This window comes from Limnohabitans planktonicus II-D5 (genome assembly GCF_001270065.2).
GTDB classification, from domain to species: Bacteria; Pseudomonadota; Gammaproteobacteria; order Burkholderiales; family Burkholderiaceae_C; genus Limnohabitans_A; species Limnohabitans_A planktonicus.
Window position 1 is genome coordinate 111,257 of the sequence record NZ_LFYT02000005.1, and the last position, 19,425, is coordinate 130,681.

The following is a 19,425-nucleotide window of genomic DNA, read 5'->3' on the forward strand; positions in this document are numbered from 1 at the left end:
TTTTTTCTCAATTCCATGGCTTGTGGCATGAAGTACCTTGAATTGTCTTTTTTTTAGACAGTCAAACTGTCCAAATAAAATACAACTGCATGATTTAAATACACATCAGGAAAGACGTTGGTACAACTTGGCCCTGGAAAGCCCCAGCAGTTTCGCAGCGGCCAGTTTGTTGCCTTGCGTGGCTTTCAAGGCCGCAGCCACAGCCTGGCGCTCCAAGGCCTGAACCTGCTGAGACAAGGGCAGAAGTAGCCGATCTGTGGCCTGAACCCCATCCGCACTTGTTGGCGTGGGTACCGGACTCGGTGCCGGTGCGATCTGGCTGATGCCCGACTCCCGAAGGACTTGCTCCACCTCACCCACATCCAGCCAAGCGCTGTCGTTGCGCAGAAGCAACTGTTCGATCACATTGCGCAACTCGCGCACATTGCCTCGCCATTGCTGAGCGGACAACAAGGCGATGGCTTGCGCACTGAACTCGGGCTGGGGCAAAGCACTGCGCAAGGCCAAGGCTTCGGTCAGCACCTCGAGCAGAGCCGGGATGTCGCTGGCCCGATCACGCAATGGCGGCACCCGCAAGGGCAGCACATTCAATCGGTAAAACAAGTCTTCGCGAAAGCGCCCTTCCTGAACCAGTTTGACCAAATCTCGCGATGTGGCCGCGATGATCCTGGCATCAAAGGGCAGCAAGCGGTTGGAGCCCAGCGGCTCGATTTCGCCTTCCTGCAAGGCGCGCAACAACTTGGCCTGCAAGCCCAAGGGCATGTCCCCGATTTCGTCCAGAAACAAGGTGCCGCCATCGGCCAGTCGGAACTTGCCATCACGCCCTTTGCGGTCTGCGCCTGTGTAAGCCCCCGGTGCCACACCAAAAAACTCCGCCTCCAGCAAGGTCTCCGGCACCGCGGCAATGTTCACACTGATCAGCGGCCCCTTCGCCCGGGGCGACGAAGCATGGATGGCATGGGCCAGCAATTCTTTGCCCGTACCGGTTTCACCCAAAAGCAGCACCGGACTGCTCGACTGTGCTGCCCTGCGCGCTTGGCGCTTGAGGTCCACCACGGGCGCACTGGCCCCAATGAAACTCGCAAAACTGTGACGCGCCTGACGAGACCCTGCGCCTGCTCTGCGCTGCACCGCCAGGGCATCGCGGGCTTCGTCGAGTTCACGCTGCAACAAGGAAAATTTGGCTAAAAAGGGTTGCAAATTGGATTGGGGCTGATCAAACAGCACCACACCCAAAGCACCAATCACTTGGCCGGCATCGTCACGCAAAGGAAAACGACTGACCACAAAGGTCCCCGCCTTGTTGGTCAGCAGGTCAATCAGGATGGGTTTTCCCGTTTCCAGCACTTTTTCCATCTGGGTGTTTTGAACCACCGCAGACACCGGCTGCCCTACAAATTCCTGCTCACTGGCAAAACCCAAAGCGGGTAAAAAACGGCGGTACTGATCATTGATCCACACCACGCGTCCTGTACGGTCGACCAACAACATGCCCTCGCTGGCATGGGCGAACACATCAAAAAGTGATCTTGCAGCCAAAGTCAAAATGCTTGGCGCATCTTTGGGCAAATTCGCCACTGGGCTCTCCGTCGGTTCTGTCTTGATGGCCCCAAGCATATAGATTCGGCCCTATGAAGTCTGAGCCATGTGTTGCCGTTGGGAGGATTTTTTAGGTGCTTGCCAGCCAAGCGAAAAGCCTGTGGTCCACAAGCGTCTGATCGCCAGCAGGGCTAGCGCCCACAAGGTGCAAGATTGAAGTCACCCTGCAGACTTCAAAGGGCCGGATCAATATCAAGGCAGCCGCTTGTGACACCACCGAAATGCGCCTGACATACCCAACCTGAGCGCGCCCGTCGCAAGCGACCAGGACATCAGTTGTTTTGCTGGTGGCTGACCCGCGGACGGCTCACGTCGTAACCGAACCATTTTTCCGAGATCTTGCGAAATGACCCATCCTTGAGCATGGCCTGAATCGCCGCAGAAAGCCGGCCTTGCAATTCGCGGTTGCCTTTGCGCACCGCCAGACCCGCCGAGATAGGCGCAGCAAACGGTGCGGCTACACGCAACGGCAGGCGGTCCCGCTCGATGAAGTAATCGGCAATCAGACTCTCTTCGAGCACCGCATCGAGCTTTTTGCGCGCCAGATCGGCCAAGGCGTCTTCAATGCGGGGATAAGCCACCACAGCCTTGCCAATGGCCTGACGGGACTGCTCTTCGACGCCCGTATTGGCCAAAACGCCCAGTTTTTTGCCCACCAGATCGTCCAGGCTCAAGAAGTCCCGGTCATCGTCTTCTTGCTGAATGCAAACAAGTTGAATGGACGCATATGAAGGCCTGACCACATCGAATTCACGCCGGTTTTCCGGCGTGACCAGCAGTTGATGGCCGATCCATGAAATTTGGCCCGACTGGATTTTTTGCCGCAAAGACGCCATGCCATCGGCCTCAGGCACAAACGCCACGCCCATGATCTGGCACAAACGTGCCATCACCTCCAGGTCAAAGCCTTTGTGCACACCATCCTTATCCTTGAAACTGAAGGGTGGGTAGTGGTTGAGGAAACCTATTTTCAAAGCCTCAGCGTTTTGTGCATGGCCCCAGGTCGGCGCGGCTAAAGCCCCGAGCCCAGCCAACAGATGGAACAGCCAGTCGCGGCGCGTGCAATGATGATCGGGCATGACGTTCACTTCATCAATCATGAAACGCCCCCTCAAAACAGTGGCGCAACTCATGCCCCAGATAGTTGTAGCCCGTGGACATGGGGGTCACGATCGTGCATTCTTGACGGCGCACATTCCAGAACGCACAAGCCATGGGACGCGAGGTCGGCGTGATGGGCACCCCGGTGATGCGCGAGCAATATTCGAAGCCATCATGGCGAGGTAAATATTTGACCTTGGGCTCTGCAATCGTGCGTGCCGCCACGGGCATGGGTGAAAACCGGACCTGATCCACCTTTGGAGGCGTCAAAGTGACCGTTTCACAACCCAACAGCAAAACGACCATCCCTACCGAAAAAATCCAGCGTTTGCACACGCGCAGCAATGACCGCCCATGCCATGTTTCAGAGTTCATCACTTGCCCTCCATGCAAAGCAAGAGCAGGTGCCCGAGTTGCGAATGCGTCGTGGATGGACGCGTGACCAGCGTGCAGCGCGCAGCAGCGATTTGCCAGTAAACACAGCCTTCCGGTCTGCTTGCAAATCCATCTTTGGGTTGAGCCTGTTGGCAGAATGTTTCCGCCTGGGGGTTAACGATCCAGCTGACTGTGGGCAAGTTGATCTTGCGCTTGCTCGGATCAGGGGCGTTGAACAATTTGAAATCGAGCAATGGATCAGCCTGGGTCGACAAGCTCAACAGTGAGGTCAAAAACAACACCGCAACGCAACAACATCTTCTCCACGAATTTGCACCCGCTTTGGGTGAAATCGCACGCCATGGGTTGAGAGTCGACGTCATATCTCAATTGCCTATCGGGGGGTTCATGAAGTCTGTGATCGCTGAACAGCTTCACAGCAAACCCACATCTTAATGAATAAATATTAAATAATTATATTTACAAAAACAACAACTCAAATAGTCCCCAAATTTAGCCCGACTTGTCACTTCAAGTGTTGACTTTGGGAAATTTTAAAGTTCCACGCGTGATGCATTCATCATCGGCAGCATCAAATGGACAAGCGCCCACTGACCGGGTGGTTTATCGACATCAAATTGAATTCGTCCATGGTGCTTACCGACCACCGTCCGAACGAAATCCATGCCCAAACCAAAGCCTTGTTGGGCGACATTCTCAACTTCTTGCCCAGGATCTGCGACCTGATTGCGGATATGACAGTGAACCCAGCAAACGCCATGGATGCTGTTGTCGACGTCATCGTGAGCCAATTTGATTTTGAGCGTACTGTCCAGTGCACCATACCGAACGGCGTTGACCAGCAAATTGACCAACATGCGCGTGAACAAACGCTGATCCACCAAAATGAATTGGGGCGCAAGATCAAACTCCTGCTCGATCTTGATTCTTCGGGTTGAAGCCAAATCCTTGATTTGGAAAATAGCCTCATCCATCAAGTCGTCTATCAAAACTTCACTGAGTTTGTACTTGGGTGCCTGGGCTTTGATGGACAAAATGAAGTCATCCATCATGTTCAGCAACTGTTCCGCATGACGTCGTTTTTTGAAAGCACTGCTTTCAGGATCGTCAAAGGCCACAGGATCTTGCCGACACAGGGACAGGATCGAAGCAATGGGCGTACGCATGTCGTGCGACAACAATTGCAAAGTCCGATCGCGCTGGTTTTGGAAATAGCGTATTTCGGTGATGTCCACCAGGGACAGAATCCACAGATACTTATCGTCAGATTGAGAGACGCGAATGACATTGAAAATATGGTAGTGCAAGCTAGCTTGGTTATCCAATGCGCTGACGTAATGGTCCTTGCCTACCAATGATTGCAAGCCTTCTGCCGATGTCAAACCCAAATAGGCCAGAAAAGGTGCCACATTGGCTGAGCCCCTGATCAATCCAGCAGGCACAAGGCTGACCATTTTGGGATTGGCATTGATAATGGCCTCGTTTTCATCCACTGAAAGCATGGCGTTGGGTGCATCTTTGACGATGTTTGCCAAAAACTGCACACGCTCATTCATCATCCCCAAAGCGCGGTCCAGCAAGCGCGAGTACTGCAAGACGGTGTCACTGGTGAAATGTTGAAGCCTCAAGCCTTTGGTCAAGCTCCTGCGCGGCCTCTTGAACTGCTCCAGCAAAGCCGCTTTTTCACCCATGAAGCTGACAATCATCTCCATGCGACGCCAGGCCCACGCAGGTTTGACCAAGGCAATAGCGACAAGACAGGGTCCAGGGTCAAACCAAAGACTCCATGTCACCAACATCAAAAAACTCACCATCAGTGCACAGAAGATCACAAAGAGAGTGACCAACAATTCTGCCAATGGACTGAGCACCAAAAGCGCGATCAAGACCGATACGAGCGCCCAAATACTCAAAGCGATCTGAGCCGGCAAACTGACATAGGAAATCAAATCCCCCCGCAAAATGTCGTTGAGCACATTGGCATGCAACTCCACACCCGGCATGCCTGAGGCTTGGCGCCCGGCATAAATCGTCGGGTAGTGATCCCCCAAGCTCGGTGCGGTAGAGCCAATCAAGACATATTTATCTTTGAGAACATGCAACGGAAAATTCTCAGAAAGCACATCCGCCAGGGAGACCGTCGGAAAACCTATCGAAGGGTTGACCATATTGAAGCGGCGATAACTGGCCTGCTCGCTCATGCCCCGAGGCGAAAACCCCGACATGACCAGGGCCAGGTGCGACGTCTTCGCCTCGGTCAAATGGATGCCGCGCAAAAAACCGTCGGATTCAAAAGCAATATTGATATGACCAAGGCCTGTTGCAGCACTGGCCAGCACATCCCTGGGTTTTTTGATGGTGACCCCCGATTCACCCAAAGGGGTCTCCAACGACAAAAAAGTGCGGTGCCGTTTCATTTGTTCCGCCAAATCCAAATCGGCAGGGGTCGCATCATGAAACAAAATATCAAAGCCTATGGCTTTGGGGCGGTTATCGCTATCCGCCAGTTTTTTCAGCAAGTCCACATAGACAGAGCGGGAAACAGGCCAGCCTCCCAGGCGATCCAGTGAGAAATCATCAATGGCGATGATCACAATTTCACTCGAGGGTGTCGGTGCCCGCAAACGATGCAGGCGATCGTAGATCACATTGCCAAACGAGGTCCCCCATTGCCACCAAAGACTAGACGCCAGTAGCACCAAGGCTGCAACTGAAAAGAGTACCCATTCGCCGTAAAAACGTTTTTCATCCGCAGAGAGCTCGCGCTTGAAGATCCTGACGTACAAGGAACGGACCAAGCCCTGCATCAATCGTTCCCGGGAAGAGCAATCAACTGAAAATGCCCGTTTATCTTGGAATTCAGGGTTTCAGAGACGGCGTATTCGATGCGCCATTTGTAGAGGCCCGATGGCACACCGCGAAACACGGCTTGATCATTGACACTGACATCGACAGGTGCGTTCAGCAACACCTTACTGCCTCCATCGGCATCCAGGCGTTCAAAGTACAAAACTGGTTTGGACAAACCGGACAAATCGAATTGCACATTGCAGCGCCAAGTTTTGCCACGGATATAGCCTCGACAAATGGACATCTCAGAGGTCGAGCCGTATAAGCCGGATTCAGAAATCGCCGCCACTTGATAAAAAACGGCCTTGTTACCCAGATCGGCAACCACCACTTCGGGCTTGAGCAATTTGATCTCGTTTTGGGCCAGCGTAAAACCAGCATCCTGGGCTTTGATCAAGGAGATTTTGTGGGTTTTAGCATCGACATCGAACTCCAGCAAAACATCCTGCACAGCCAAGGCACTCGGCACCAATCCAGTTTTTTTGAATGCCGGTGCCCTGAGTAGATTCTCAAGGGGCAGCGATTTTCCGGTCGACAAAACAGGCACACCCTGATTGCCCAAGGCCCGCTGTTCAACCGTTTCATCTTGGCCTTTGGCACCTACCACCCCGCTGGCGACTTCAACTTGGCTTTGTCGGTCAACTGCATCAAACCCGACCCTGAACTGGGTGCCACGAACGCCTGCCACCGAGGTGGGGGTTTTCACCCGAAATGGGGCATCCCCATCCAATCGCTTGCGAGGCACATCCACAGAGATGCGGCCTTCCAGCAGTTCGATTTGAATTTCAGGAGAAGGCTCAAGGACATTCACCCGCAGGGTTTTCAACTGAATCACCGCAGCAGACAGGAGATTCACCGTGGAAGCATCTTCCAACATGATGGCGAATTGGCAGCTTGGGGGGACTTTGAGAATCGCCCCTTCCGACAAGGACATGCCCGCACGGACGGTCACCGGCTCGCCCCCCCCCAACAAGGTCACACCCGAACAACTGAGCCGACTCACGGTCGCACTGGAGGGCCTGAACTTGATGCGGTCGCGGGGAAGCTTGATCACCTTGCCCACTTGGACTTTGTTGGGATTGTCCAATTGGTTGAGTTTGCTCACCAGCAACAAGCCATCATCGCCATTGACAAATTGCGCCACCAAAGCACGCAAGGTGTCACCCGGTTTGATCTTGTAATGAATAAAGCGTTCATCACTGAGAACCACTTGTGAAAACGCAGGCCCAGGCAGCGACAGCAGGCACCCTAAAACGGCGAGCAAACCCCAAAGTACAGATCCACTCCTTGAACAAATAGTCACCGTTGCTCACTTTCTTGCGGCGTGATTTTCATCAAGCGATAGCCAAATCCATGAACCACCACCAATCGCAAATATTGGGCCCCTGCACCAATATCCAGCTTTCGACGGACCCATGAGATGTGCACATCCAGTGTACGAGACAAAGTATCCTCCTCGCGCCCCCAAACTTCTTGCATGATGCGGTGGCGAGAAATGGGGCGGTCGATGTTTTGAAACATCAAACGGGCCAACTCATATTCCTTCTCGGTCAAGTTGACACATTTTCCGTAAATCGTGACCGTTCGCTGACTTCTTTCAAAAACATAACCCTCCACCAAGCCACCATCGACCTCAAGTGTCTGTTTTGGCAATAATCGCCGTTGCAAAGCACTCACTCGGGCCATGAACTCAAAGGGGCGGATCGGTTTGGTGCAATAGTCATCGGCCCCCGTGTTCAGGGCGATGACAATCTGCTGCTCGGAATTGTTGCTGGTCAGAAAAATCACGGGGGTATCGAGCTTCATGTTGTTGCGCACATGCTTCAATACTTCCAATCCATCAGGACCCGGCACATTCCAATCCAGAACCAGCAAATCGAAGGTGTCCTTCAACAAGGCACGCATGATCTGATGCCCATCTGGAAAGTGACTCACAGAGTGCCCTGCGTTGGACAACAAGGTTTGAACGTCAGCCGCCAAGGTTCGCTCATCTTCAAGTAACGCAATGTGCATTGAATTTTCCATATTTAGTTATATTGTATACATCAAAAACGTCAAATACGTTTTAAATAGGTACATCAATGAAAAAAAACCAAAAAAATTAGCCCTCATTGTATTGTTTATTCCAGTCTACCTACCCGCCCAACCCTTGACACATGCCCCCCTTCACGCACTCATGTCCACACATCAGATGAGGCGTGCACAATGTCCGCATTCACCCCGTCTGAGAGCATGCGCATCACGTGATGCGCACACAACAATTCATAATTTATATAATTCTTTCTACCTATTTTGATGCATTCCTTTTCACATTTCAAGGTTTTGAGCTTCATCCCGCCGATGACGCAGCTCAACACGCCCTACCCGTCCACGGCCTACCTGACGGGTTTTTTGCGTTCGAGGGGTGTAGATGCCGTGCAAGAAGACTTGGCGCTGGCCACGGTGCTGGCCTTGCTGAACAAAAAAGGGCTGACCGATTTGCGCGACGCGGCTCTGGCCTTGCCCGTCGAAGACCGCTCGGGCCCGGTGAATTTCTTCCTCGACCACTTCAACGACTACGCGGTCAGCATCGACCCGGTGATCGCCTTTTTGCAAGGCCGCGACAGCACGCTCAGCCACCGCATCGCAGGCCGGGGCTTTTTGCCCGAAGGCCCACGCTTTGCAGCGCTCGATGCCTATGACGACGACGGCACCGGCGACCCGATCGGCTGGGCCTTTGGTGCCCTGGGCCAGACCGACCGTGCCCGCCACCTGGCCACGCTCTACCTGAACGATCTGGCCGATGTGTTGCGCGACGCTGTAGACGAAGGCTTTGAATTCGTGCGCTACGCCGAGCGCCTGGCCGCCAGCCAACCGAGCTTTGACGCACTGGCCCAAGCGCTGGCCGAGCCGCCTAATTTGATAGACACCACACTCGAACAGCTGGCCCTGGCGGCCATCGAGCGGCATCAGCCCACCCTGGTGCTGCTGTCGGTGCCCTTCCCCGGTTCGGTGTATGCGGCCTTTCGCATCGCCCAATGCATCAAGCGGGCGCACCCGCACATCCGCATTGGCCTGGGCGGCGGCTTTGTCAACACCGAGTTGCGTGAATTGAAAGATGCGCGCGTTTTCGACCATGTGGATTTCGTGACGCTCGACGGCGGCGAGCGCCCATTGCTCAGCCTGATCGAACACCTGCAAGGTCAGCGCAGCCTGCAGCGCCTGCAGCGCACTTTCATACGCAACGACGCAGCTCAGGTGCAGTACATCAACTTGCAAGAGCCCGACATCCCGTTTGAAGACGTGGGCACACCCACCTGGGATGGTCTGCCGCTGCACAAATACCTGTCGCTGCTGGACATGCTCAACCCGATGAACCGGCTGTGGAGCGACGGGCGCTGGAACAAGCTCACCGTGGCACACGGCTGCTATTGGAAGAAATGCAGTTTTTGCGACGTGAGCCTGGACTACATCAGCCGCTACGAAACCGCGCAGGCCAGCACATTGGTCGACCGCATCGAGCAGATCGTGGCCGAAACAGGCCAAACAGGCTTTCACTTTGTGGACGAGGCCGCACCGCCCAAAGCGCTCAAGGCCCTGGCCGAAGAACTGCTGCGCCGGGGCGTGCAAATCTCGTGGTGGGGCAACATCCGCTTTGAGAAAACCTTCACGCCCGAGCTGTGCGACTTGCTGGCCCAAAGCGGCTGCATCGCCATGTCGGGCGGGCTCGAAGTCGCATCCGACCGATTGCTTCAGCTCATGAAAAAAGGCGTCTCGGTCGAACAGGTGGCGCAGGTCACCAAAGGCTTTGCCGACGCGGGCGTGCTGGTGCACGCCTACCTGATGTACGGCTTTCCCACGCAAACCGTGCAGGACACCGTGGACGCGCTCGAATACGTGCGCCAGCTGTTTGAAAACGGCTGCATCCACAGCGGCTTTTTCCACCGCTTTGTCTGCACCGTGCATTCGCCTGTGGGCCAGGACCCCGAAGCCTATGGCGTCAATCTTTTGCCCCTGCCCGAAGGCACCTTTGCCAAAAACGATGTGGGCTTTGTGGACCCCACCCCCATGCCCCGCGGCGTGGACCATGACCTGCTGGGCCAGGGCCTGAAAAAAGCCATCTACAACTTCATGCACGGCGTGGGGGTAGAAAACGATGTGCGCCAGTGGTTTGAACTGCCCAAGGGGCAATGCCCCAAAACCACCGTGCCACGCCAGAAGATTGCGCGGGCGCTGGGCTGACACCCCTGCTCAAAAAACAAGCATTGCGCGCCAACCCTTCAGGAATGCGGCTCTCAGGGCTTGTTCATGGGCTTATCCACAGCTTGGCGCACAGTTGGCGGGGGTAAACCCGGGCAGCGTACCGCAGAGCCCAAAAGAGATCAGCGGCTGGCGGCCATCAAAGCGGCGAAACCGACAAACACACCACCCGTCACTCGGTTGAAGTTTTTCAAAACACGGGCTTGCTGCAAAAAGCGCGACAGCTTGTGTCCGCTCATGGCATAGACCAAGTACCAACTCACCTCGATCACGGTGAAGGTGAGCAACAAGATCGCGAATTGCAGACCGGCTGGGCGGTCCGCCTGGATGAACTGAGGGAAAAATGCCGCAGAAAAAACGATGGCCTTGGGATTGCTGGCGGCCACCGACAAACCTTGGCGAAAAAAAGAGCCTCCACTGAGCTGCACAGGCTCGGCCAAAGCAACCTTTGGGGGTGCATCACCCTTGGGCACACCTGCACACCAAAGCTTGTAGCCCAGATAGGCCAGATAGGCTGCGCCCATGTAGCGCAGCGCATCAAAGACCGCAGGATAGCTGTGCAGCAAAGCACCAACGCCCGCGGCGGAAATGCTCACCATGCCGATCAAGGCCGTCATGCAACCGGCCATGGTCCAGATGGCCACACGCAAGCCAAAACGTGCACCATGGCTCAAGACCAAGAGCATGTTGGGCCCAGGCGTGGCCGACACCAAAAAGGTCATCAGCACAAAAATCCACCAAGTTTGCAAATCCATTGAACGCCTTGAAAAAACCGTTGAAAAAGGACATCGATTGTGACTTGTCAAACCCAGAGTCCCTGAATGGTTGGGTGAAACTGTCACTAAAGAGTCTTTTTTAGGATTTAATGTTGCATTTGGTATTCCATAAAAGCAATGAACTCAACCAAAACCCCTTCCAATGAAGCATCGCCGAGGCCCTTCGGGTTTGGGTTTTTACGTGCCTGGTGGCATCAGCCGATGGACAACGAACGCGAATGGCTGTTCTATTCGTTTTTGCTGATCCTGATCCTTGGCTATGCCGCATTTGCCCTGGTGTCCTGGGGTTTGCAGTTCCATGCGGGTTTGCTGGCCAATGTGCTGGGCATCCTGGCCATGGCGGTACTGGGGGCTTTGCGCATGGCCGGGGTGCGGCTCAGCCGCCTGATCACCGCCTTGCAAGTGCTGACGCTGACGCAGGCCTTTGCCATCACGTGGCTGACCGGGGGCATTTATTCAGCCACCATCAGTTGGCTGGCCCTGGCACCGCTGCCAGCGGTGTTGGCCCCCAAGCCGCGTGCACGCGTGGCCGGCCTGGCGGCTGGCTGGCTGCTCATTTTGGGGCTTTATGGGTACGCCCTGCTGGGCGGAGAGATGGCCTTGCAAATCATGCCGCAAGACCTGATCCATTGGCACTTGATGATGGCCATTGTGATTTTTGGCATGCAGTTGGCTTTGTTGTTTCGCTTGAACAGCGTGCGCAACGAGCGCCTGCAACGCACACAGCAACAAAGACGTCAATTACGCCAACTGACCAAAAAACTCCAGCACACGCAGCAACAAAAAGATCTGTTCGTGGCTTCCGTCAGTCACGAGTTGCGCACCCCGATGAATGCCATTTTGGGCCTGACCGACGTGATCCAGCATGACAAGAAACTCGACCCTGAGGTGCGCGCCAAAATGGAGGACATCCAGAAATCAGGCGAGCACCTGCTGACCATCATCAACGACCTGCTGGACAGCGCCCAGATGGAGGCCGGTCGACTTCAGGTGGTGCAAGAGCCGTTCAACTTGCACGACACCTTGAGCACCGCCTTCCAGTTGCTCAAGCGCCGCGCAGAAACCAAACCCCTGAGCTACACCCTGCGCGTGGACCCGAACGTGCCCCCATGGGTCAAGGGCGACAGCCACAGACTGACGCAGATCCTGGTCAATTTACTGGGCAACGCCATCAAGTTCACCGAGAAAGGCGAGATCGAATTGCATTGCAGCACCCTTGCCATGTCCGATGATGCTGAGGACACCGTGCAGGTGCGGTTGGCTGTGCGCGACACGGGCATGGGCATTGCGCCGGATCTTCAGCACCGGGTGTTTCAAAGCTTCTCGCAGGTCGACAACAGCATTGCCCGGCGTTTTGGGGGAAACGGTCTGGGCTTGTCGATCACCAAAGGCCTGGTCGAAGCCATGGGCGGCAGCATCGGCTTGCACAGCGAGCACGGCGTGGGCACCACCTTCCATGTGCTGCTGCCTTGCCCGCTGAGCCAGCCGCCGGCACACACTTTGCCCGCGCCCGAGGAAGAAAGCAGCAGCGACAAGGCGGTGCGCATCCTGATCGCCGATGACAACCCCTTGAACCGCCAGGTGGCGTCATTGCAGCTGCGCCGCCACCTGCCGCAAGCGCAGGTTACCGAAGTGGAAGACGGCCTCAAAGCCTTTGAAGCCGTGCGCGATGGCGAGGGCTTTGATGTGATTTTGATGGACCTGTGGATGCCCGAAATGGACGGACAAACCGCCACCCGCAAAATCCGCACCGAGCTGCCCGAGCCTCAGCGCTCAACGCCCATCATCGCCTTGACGGCCAATACCGACAAGGATGAACTGGCCCGTTGCCTGGCGTGCGGCATGAACGAGAGCATACTCAAACCCTTCAACCGCAGTTTGCTGGTCAAGCGGGTGCTGTCTTATGTGGCGTGACACCCTGCTCAGACCGGTTTGGGCCACAGGACTCAACAGGGCTGGCCGCCTCTGGTGCCTGTGTGGGCTGCTGCTGGCTCTGACCCAGCCCGCCTGGGCCAATGGCTCCGATTTGCCACACATGTGCAGCCTCGACACCCCACAGGTGCCCGGCAGCCCAGCAGGCAGACCGACCGAACCCGCAGACTGCTACGAGTTCGGCGCTGCGGTGGGTGAGCTGGGCTGGAGCTGGCGCAAAAAACTGCCCAGCCATGTGCGCTGGGTCATGCGCAAAGACGCGCCCACTTTGTGCGAACAGGCGCAAACAGAGTTCGGCAAGAAAGTGGACAGCCCCGTGCCTGGAGGCTGTGTATTCCTGGCCCCAGCGACCTGCACCATCGTGTCAACAGGACCCATTTCGTCCGCATCCATTGGCAACGCTGTGCGCGACTGCGTACCCTGACCCAGCGCTTGGCCTGCACGACTCACCAGGGGATGCTTTGGCCCTGGTGGTCCACAAACTGCGCACGGCCTGTGGGCTGCAGGGCGTCCAGCACTGCCAGCAAACGCTGCGCCGCCTCTTCGGGGCGCATGGCGTCATCGCCCACAAAGGGCTGGCTGAGTGCAGACTGCACTGTGCCCGGCTGCAAGGCGACCACCACCGCCAGGGGTCTGCGGCGGGCCAGCTCGATCGTTGCCGTTTGCAGCAGCATGTTCAGCGCCGCTTTCGCCGCCCGGTAGCCGTACCAACCGCCTTTGCGGTTGTCTTCGATGCTGCCCACACGGGCCGACAACTTGCCCCAAATGACGCGCTGACCCGATGCCAGCAAGGGCACAAAGTGTTTGAGCAGCAGGCCCGGCCCCACGGCGTTGAGGTGGAGTGCCGCCAGCAAATGCGCCGCTTCCAGCTCGTCCAGCCGTTTTTCAGGGCCACGGCCGTTCACTGTGAGTGCGCCCGTGGCGTCCAGCACCAGATGGAATGGCCCCTGCGCGGCCAAGGACTGTGCACAGTTGGCAATACTGGCCTCGTTCAACAAATCCAGCCCCGGCGAGCTTTGCCGCGACACCCCCAGCGCCAAGCCGCAGCGCGGATCGCTTTGCAGCAGCTGCAGCAAAGCACTGCCGATGGCACCGCTTGCGCCCATCACCAGGGCGCGGTAGCCATCGGGCAGGGAATGCATCATGACGGGGACTTGCTCGTGCTCAGGCCTTTCGGCGGGAGGTCGTAGGCGCAGCGAAAGCCGAGGTAGACCACATAAACGTCAGCGGGTTTGAAGGCCTGCACATCGGCCTTCATGTTGTAAGCGCCGTACCACCACGACCCACCCACGGTGCGCCTTTGGCCGCCCTGCTCATCGGTGGTCCACTCCCACACATTGGCACCCATGTCGTACAGACCGTTCACACCCTGGCGTGTGGCGCCCGCAGGGGCTGCGCGGGGCCAGGGGTCCGGATCGCTGGTGTTGGCACCTTGCGGGCTGTCACCCGTGCTCCAGGGATAAGTTTTGCCTTTCACCCAAGGCGCTGGGGGCTTGTCCCGCAACTCGGTGAACCCCGCCTTTTGCCATTCCGCGCCAGTGGGCAAGCGGCCCCCTGCCCAGCGGCAGTAAGCCTGGGCCTCGGCAAAGTCCAGGTGCACAGCGGGCAAATCAGCAGGGGCAGGAACGCCATCCGGTTGACGCCAAGACCAGCCGGGACGGCGCACCCATCCGCCCACATACTCAAAACCACCGCCCTCTTTTTCGGCGCGGGTCACGGTGCCAGTGGCCCGCACATAGCGCTCAAACTGGCCGATGGTGACTTCGGTGCGGTCAATGGCCCAGTCGCCCAAAGCCACCATGTCGGCGGCCTTATCGGCAAGCTTTTCGGCCGCAGGCTTGGCCGTTTGGGCCAGCGCAATGGGCCCACTGAGCAAGGCCACCCAGCTCAGACAAACCGGCACCAAGGCCGAAACATATCGCAGCTTCATCACGCCTTCTCCTCTTGAGCCCAGCGACGCACCCACTTTTGCAGGCGCGGGCGCAGCGGTAAAAACAAACGGTAAGCGCCCTCAAACACCCAAGACATCGGCGGCCAGGCCGACAACCAACCCAGCCAACGCCAGCCCGGAAACAGCCGCCACATCTGCGAAAACGCTGCCGCACCGCTGAACAAGCGCCCCTGGTTGTCGCGCACATGGAAACGCGCCATGGCCTGCGCACAGCTGAGCGAGCCCAACTCTGCCCCGGAGCTCACGTCCACCCAGTCCACGCTGGCCGCCTGAGGCAAGCGGCGGTAGATCGCGATTTCGCGTCGGCACATCGGGCAAGAGCCATCAAAGTAAACCGTCAAGCGGTGCAGTGTGCTCATGCGGCCAGCTCTCCACGGGCCAACAAACGGCCCTGCCGGTCCACCACAAAGCCTTCGCCCAGCCCCGGATAGGCCCCGGTCAAGCCGGTCATGATGACTTGGTGGGTGACCCACACCTCGGTGCGGCCAGCAGGCAGCGCCTGCAAGCGCTCACGCAAAGCCTGCTGCTGAGCGGCCGGATCGCCCTGCCCAGCAAAGGTGCTGTTGAGCGCGGGCCAATCCTCGTAAGCACCAAAAGCCAGCCGCGCCGTGTCCTGGCAGCGGCACCACTGGCTGCTGCGCACCGCATCGGGTTTGAAGTTCTGCGCTTGCAACCATGCCCCTAAAACCCGTGAAGCGTGTCGCCCCGCCTCGCTCAGGTTGCGTTGGGTGCGGCACTGGCCGATCACAAAACCCGGTGGATCGCCTAACCCCGATTCGGTGGCGGCGTGGCGGATCAGCAGCACACCGCCGCTTTGCCGCCAAACGGCCAACAACTGCGCCCGCGTGGCGCTGGGCATGGACTGCGCCCCAACCAAACCGGGCACAGTGGCCAGCCAAGGCGCAACGAGCGTCGCCCCCAGACGGACCAAGGCCAAGCGGCGTGGCACACCAGCAGTAATGCGGGCGTTCGGTGTCATCGCCTGCGCCTCAGGACACTTCGCCCGAGGCGATGCGGCGCAGCGCCTGCTCGAACACCTCAACCGGCTGGCCTCCCGAGATCAAATGCTTGTCGTTGATGATGACCGCAGGCACCGAACGGATGCCCGCTTGGGTGTAGAACTGCTGGCGCTCGCGCACTTCGGCGGTGCGGGCATCGCTGGCCAGCACCTCGCGAGCGGCTGCCACATCCAGCCCGGCTGCGGCCACGCCCGCGAGCAAAACATCGGCGTCTTCCACACACTCGGCGCGGCCCTGGTAGGCCTCCAAAAACGCTTTTTTGAGTTGGTGCTGCGCCCCAGTGCCCTGCTCCTCGGCCCAATGCAGCAAACGGTGCGCGTTGAAGGTGTTGTACACCCGGCCGCGCCCGCCGGGGTGAAACTCAAAACCCACCTCGGCCCCGCGCGCGGCAATGGTCTGGCGAATTTGGGCCTGCTGCTCAGGCGTGGAGCCATATTTTTCGGTCAGGTGCTCGCCCAGGTCCTGCCCACCGGGGGGCATGTGCGGGTTCAGCTCAAAGGGCTGAAAGTGCAGCTCGGCCTGCACCACGCCGTCCAGGCGCTCCAGGGCTTGCTCCAAAGCGCCCAGACCCACTGCGCACCAGGGGCAAGCAATGTCGGAGACGAAATCGATTTTCAAGGGGGTCATGAACAGCTTTCAGGTCGTGTTTCAAAGCGCAAGGGCTAGAACTCAAGCGCGGGCGTGTTGGCAACTGCAGCTCTGCCACCCAGTCAGGCCGGGGAGAGTTATTCGGACGTGATATTGCCGCAAATCACCGACAATCGCAGGCTTGGCATCCAATGCCCATGATCCATCGAGTTATAGAGACACCCCATGAACATCCTTGTCCTGCACGGCATCAACCTCAACATGTTCGGCAAACGTGACCCAGCCCAGTACGGCACGACCACGCTGGACGAGATCAACGCGCAAGTGACGGCACTGGGCCAGGAACTGGGGGCCCAGGTCGAGTGCTACCAAACCAACTTCGAAGGCGAAATGGCCGAGCGCATTCACCGCGCCCACGGCGATGGCGTGCAGGCGGTGGTGATCAACGCAGGGGCCTGGACGCATTACAGCTACGGCATCCGCGACGCGCTGGCCATCCTCAAGTGCCCCATCATCGAAGTGCACATGTCCAATATCCACGCCCGCGAGGCGTTTCGCCACCACTCAGTGATCGCCGACATCGCCAAAGGCCAGATCGCTGGTTTTGGGGTGGACAGCTACCTGCTGGGCCTGCGGGCAGCCGTTTCAGCCATCAAGGGCTGAGGCTCTGATGCAGGAGCCAGCCCTCGGGGCGATGGCGTGAAATGCGTGAAACCCGCCCCCTGACAATGGGCCTTGGTCTGCAAGCGTTCTTTCGCGGCGTGGGTGCCGCTCCTACACAAGGCACAGCCCCTACACAGCGCGCAAATCCTGTTGAGAAAGTACTTTCAACAGCGCGGCATTGAAGGCCTCGGCTGCTTCATAAATCACCCAATGCCCGGCCTCGGGCACAGTGTGCCACTGGCCCCAGTGGGTTGACAGCCGCGTGAGCGCCTCACGCAGCGCAGGCAGGCGACCGATGTACAAGGCATCGTGCTCGCCATAAATGGCACTGACACGGGCCTCAATGCGTGGCAAAGCCTGGGCCACGATGGGGGTCGATGACAGCCTGCGGCGCGGCATGCGGTCACGCTGCACATTGGCGCGGTGCACATCCAGCGCCAGCGCGTCCAGACTTTCGGAATGCTGCAACATCAGGGCCATCAGGTTGTGGCGGTGCACGGCGTCCTGCGCCTCGGGCGTGGGCAGGTGGCGCCAACCCTTGAGCGGGATGCGATCGGGCACCGTCAGGCCCATGCCGGGCGCGCCCACCAGCACCAATTGCGCAGCGTCTTTCGGGTGCGCGGCCAACCACAAAGCCCCAGCCATGCCACCAAAAGAAAAACCCGCCACGCTCACCGGCCCGGCGCACAGCCCAGCGGCTTGCAATTGCTGCAGACCCGCATGCAAATGCGCGGGCAAGTGGTCCACGTCGGTGCAGCCATCAGGCAAGTCGGAATCGCCAAAACCCGGCAAGTCCGGCACCAGCACGCGCCAGCCCGCATCGCGCAGCGGAGCAATGGAAAGCACCCAATGCGTCCAACTGCCGCTGCCGCCATGCAGCAAGACCAAGGTCGGCGATGCAATCGGACCCCATGCATGCCAGACCATGCGGGCCGATTGGCAACAGGTCTCATGTCGCTCGGCTCCGGCCAGGGCCATGGCCATTGGGGGGGACAAGTAATCAGGCAAGACGGCGGCAGACATAGACTGAATGAGGTGAAGAACGGGAAGATGGGGTCTCGACAATGGGCTGGGGCTGGGGCTGGTGCGGGGCAAAGATTTAGAAAAGCATGAAGGCAGCGATGCCTCTTCAACCGAGCGCCCTGCGCTTGGGGTGCTGCATTCGCCAAACTTTGTAAGCCGCAGCCGAGGCCACGACACTGGTGAGCATGCTGGCCACAAACACGCTTTGCAGTCCCCAGCGTTCACTGAGCAAACCGCCCAGCAAAGCCCCGATCACCCCCGGAAAACCATAGGCCACCACGGTGTACAACGCCTGCCCGCGTCCGCGCAAGCGGCCCGGAAAATGGTGCGAAATCAAGGCGATGCACACAGTGTGGTGCGTGGCAAAGGTGATGGCGTGCAGGGTTTGCGCCAACAGCAAGACCCACAGCACATCGGCCCAGACGGCCGTCAGGCCCATGCGCAGCAGCATGACAACCGAACAAGCCACCAGCCAGCCCGTCAAGGGCAAGCGGGGCAGCCAGCGCGACTGGGTGAAAAACCACACCACCTCCACCGCCACCGACAGGGCCCACAGCACGCCGATCATGGTTTTGCTGTAGCCCAAAGAGTCCAGGTAGAGCGAGAAGAAAACGTAGATGCCAATGTGCGAAAGCACATGAAAAAAAGTGGATGCAAAAAACCACTGCACCGGTTTTTGTCGCAACACGGGCATGACGGACACATGCTCGCGCACCGGGTGGGCCGCCTCCTTGATGTCGGGCATCCACCACACGCTCAGCAGCACTGCAGCAAGGCTGAAGACCGTCCAGCCCGGGAAATGCTTCATGCCAAAAGCTTCGAACCAGGCCCCGGCCACAAACACCGTGACCAGGAAACCCATGGACCCCCACAGCCGCACCCGGCCATAACGCTTGGTGTCAAACGCGCCGTTTTGGCTGACCAGGTGCGCCATGGCCGCCTCGCTCATGGGCATCATGGCGCTGGTGTGGGTGAACATGACCAGCAAAACCAGGCCCAGACCGACGGGGCCCCAGCTCCAAAACAGCAAACAAGCCGTGGCAAACGCCACCCCGGCACCGATGCGCAGCAGCTTGACCCGCTCACCCGTGCGGTCGCTGATGGCCCCCCAGGCATAAGGTGCAAACAAGCGGGTGGTGGCCTGCACGGCCGTGAGCACGCTGATGGTGAGCAGGCTCAGGCCCATGTCCTGCAGCCACAGCGGCAAATAGGGGTTGAAAAAACCAATGTGCGCGAAGTAACTGGCCGACAGCGCGGCAAAGGGCATGAGCTGACGGCGTGGCGTCAT

19 protein-coding genes are annotated in these 19,425 nt (G+C 58.1%); 5 read left to right on the forward strand and 14 right to left on the reverse strand.

All coding sequences use genetic code 11. The annotated features are described in order from the left end of the window. Positions 1–105 precede the first annotated feature (105 nt). The 5 genes from H663_RS26230 to H663_RS26255 all read right to left on the reverse strand — a co-directional run bounded on the left by H663_RS26230 (position 106) and on the right by H663_RS26255 (position 6,823). Positions 106–1,617: a sigma-54 interaction domain-containing protein gene (locus H663_RS26230; protein ID WP_053170045.1), complete on the reverse strand. Its 1,512-nt coding sequence runs from the start codon at positions 1,615–1,617 to the stop codon at positions 106–108. Positions 1,618–1,871: 254 nt separating this feature from the next. Then, entirely contained in the window at positions 1,872–2,678 is an 807-nt protein-coding gene (locus tag H663_RS26235) for a transporter substrate-binding domain-containing protein (protein WP_165803868.1), read from the reverse strand. 13 nt (positions 2,679–2,691) lie between these two features. Beyond that, positions 2,692–3,075: a hypothetical protein gene (locus H663_RS26240; protein WP_053170049.1), complete on the reverse strand. Its 384-nt coding sequence runs from the start codon at positions 3,073–3,075 to the stop codon at positions 2,692–2,694. Positions 3,076–3,629: 554 nt separating this feature from the next. Continuing rightward, the gene (locus H663_RS26250; protein ID WP_053170053.1) at positions 3,630–5,903 is read right to left on the reverse strand and encodes a CHASE2 domain-containing protein; all 2,274 of its coding nucleotides are present in this window, start codon (positions 5,901–5,903) and stop codon (positions 3,630–3,632) included. Continuing rightward, positions 5,903–6,823, reverse strand: a complete 921-nt coding sequence (locus H663_RS26255; RefSeq protein WP_240620397.1) for a FecR domain-containing protein — start codon at positions 6,821–6,823, stop codon at positions 5,903–5,905. The genes H663_RS26250 and H663_RS26255 overlap by 1 nt, the downstream gene beginning before the upstream one ends. Between H663_RS26255 and H663_RS42165 the strand changes: the two genes are divergently transcribed. Then, complete coding sequence (locus H663_RS42165; RefSeq protein ID WP_240620399.1) at positions 6,804–7,127, forward strand: hypothetical protein; 324 nt, start codon at positions 6,804–6,806, stop codon at positions 7,125–7,127. The two genes, H663_RS26255 and H663_RS42165, sit on opposite strands and share 20 nt — an antisense overlap. Before the next feature lie 118 nt (positions 7,128–7,245). Here the strand turns inward: H663_RS42165 and H663_RS26260 are convergent, their stop codons facing one another. After that, the gene (locus H663_RS26260) at positions 7,246–7,959 is read right to left on the reverse strand and encodes a response regulator transcription factor (RefSeq protein ID WP_053170056.1); all 714 of its coding nucleotides are present in this window, start codon (positions 7,957–7,959) and stop codon (positions 7,246–7,248) included. Between the two features lie 282 nt (positions 7,960–8,241). Between H663_RS26260 and H663_RS26265 the strand changes: the two genes are divergently transcribed. Then, positions 8,242–10,167: a B12-binding domain-containing radical SAM protein gene (locus H663_RS26265; RefSeq protein WP_053170058.1), complete on the forward strand. Its 1,926-nt coding sequence runs from the start codon at positions 8,242–8,244 to the stop codon at positions 10,165–10,167. Between the two features lie 140 nt (positions 10,168–10,307). Here the strand turns inward: H663_RS26265 and H663_RS26270 are convergent, their stop codons facing one another. Then, on the reverse strand, positions 10,308–10,940 hold the full coding sequence (locus tag H663_RS26270) for a LysE family translocator (RefSeq protein ID WP_053170060.1): 633 nt from the start codon (positions 10,938–10,940) through the stop codon (positions 10,308–10,310). Positions 10,941–11,162: 222 nt separating this feature from the next. On the opposite strand from H663_RS26270, the gene H663_RS26275 reads away from it, so the two are divergent. Then, a complete protein-coding gene (locus H663_RS26275; RefSeq protein WP_053170062.1) occupies positions 11,163–12,875 on the forward strand; it encodes an ATP-binding protein in 1,713 nt (570 codons plus the stop codon). Further along, positions 12,865–13,317, forward strand: a complete 453-nt coding sequence (locus H663_RS26280; RefSeq protein ID WP_053170064.1) for a hypothetical protein — start codon at positions 12,865–12,867, stop codon at positions 13,315–13,317. Before H663_RS26275 ends, H663_RS26280 begins: the two co-directional genes overlap by 11 nt. Positions 13,318–13,339: 22 nt before the next feature. On the opposite strand, the gene H663_RS26285 is transcribed toward H663_RS26280, so the two are convergent. Genes H663_RS26285 through H663_RS26305 form a run of 5 tightly spaced genes read right to left on the reverse strand, consistent with a single transcriptional unit; the run spans position 13,340 to position 16,490 of the window. Further along, positions 13,340–14,035 carry a Rossmann-fold NAD(P)-binding domain-containing protein gene (locus H663_RS26285; RefSeq protein ID WP_053171480.1) on the reverse strand — a complete coding sequence of 232 codons (696 nt, stop codon included), beginning with the start codon at positions 14,033–14,035 and terminating at the stop codon, positions 13,340–13,342. Continuing rightward, complete coding sequence (locus H663_RS26290; RefSeq protein WP_083451058.1) at positions 14,035–14,823, reverse strand: formylglycine-generating enzyme family protein; 789 nt, start codon at positions 14,821–14,823, stop codon at positions 14,035–14,037. The genes H663_RS26285 and H663_RS26290 overlap by 1 nt, the downstream gene beginning before the upstream one ends. Then, positions 14,823–15,203, reverse strand: a complete 381-nt coding sequence (locus H663_RS26295; protein ID WP_053170066.1) for a thiol-disulfide oxidoreductase DCC family protein — start codon at positions 15,201–15,203, stop codon at positions 14,823–14,825. The genes H663_RS26290 and H663_RS26295 overlap by 1 nt, the downstream gene beginning before the upstream one ends. After that, positions 15,200–15,823, reverse strand: a complete 624-nt coding sequence (locus H663_RS26300; RefSeq protein ID WP_083451059.1) for a histidine phosphatase family protein — start codon at positions 15,821–15,823, stop codon at positions 15,200–15,202. The genes H663_RS26295 and H663_RS26300 overlap by 4 nt, the downstream gene beginning before the upstream one ends. A 10-nt stretch (positions 15,824–15,833) precedes the next feature. After that, positions 15,834–16,490, reverse strand: coding sequence for a DsbA family oxidoreductase (locus H663_RS26305; protein ID WP_053170068.1), 657 nt, complete (start codon positions 16,488–16,490; stop codon positions 15,834–15,836). Between the two features lie 186 nt (positions 16,491–16,676). Here H663_RS26305 and aroQ point away from each other — a divergent pair, with 186 nt between their 5' ends. Next, positions 16,677–17,114: a type II 3-dehydroquinate dehydratase gene (aroQ, locus tag H663_RS26310; RefSeq protein ID WP_053170070.1), complete on the forward strand. Its 438-nt coding sequence runs from the start codon at positions 16,677–16,679 to the stop codon at positions 17,112–17,114. A 129-nt stretch (positions 17,115–17,243) separates the two neighbouring features. On the opposite strand, the gene H663_RS26315 is transcribed toward aroQ, so the two are convergent. Together H663_RS26315 and H663_RS26320 are read right to left on the reverse strand one after the other, a co-directional pair. After that, a complete protein-coding gene (locus tag H663_RS26315) occupies positions 17,244–18,092 on the reverse strand; it encodes an alpha/beta fold hydrolase (RefSeq protein ID WP_240620401.1) in 849 nt (282 codons plus the stop codon). 151 nt (positions 18,093–18,243) lie between these two features. Then, positions 18,244–19,425 (reverse strand): MFS transporter, encoded by a 1,182-nt coding sequence (locus H663_RS26320; protein ID WP_053170073.1) that lies wholly within the window; start codon positions 19,423–19,425, stop codon positions 18,244–18,246.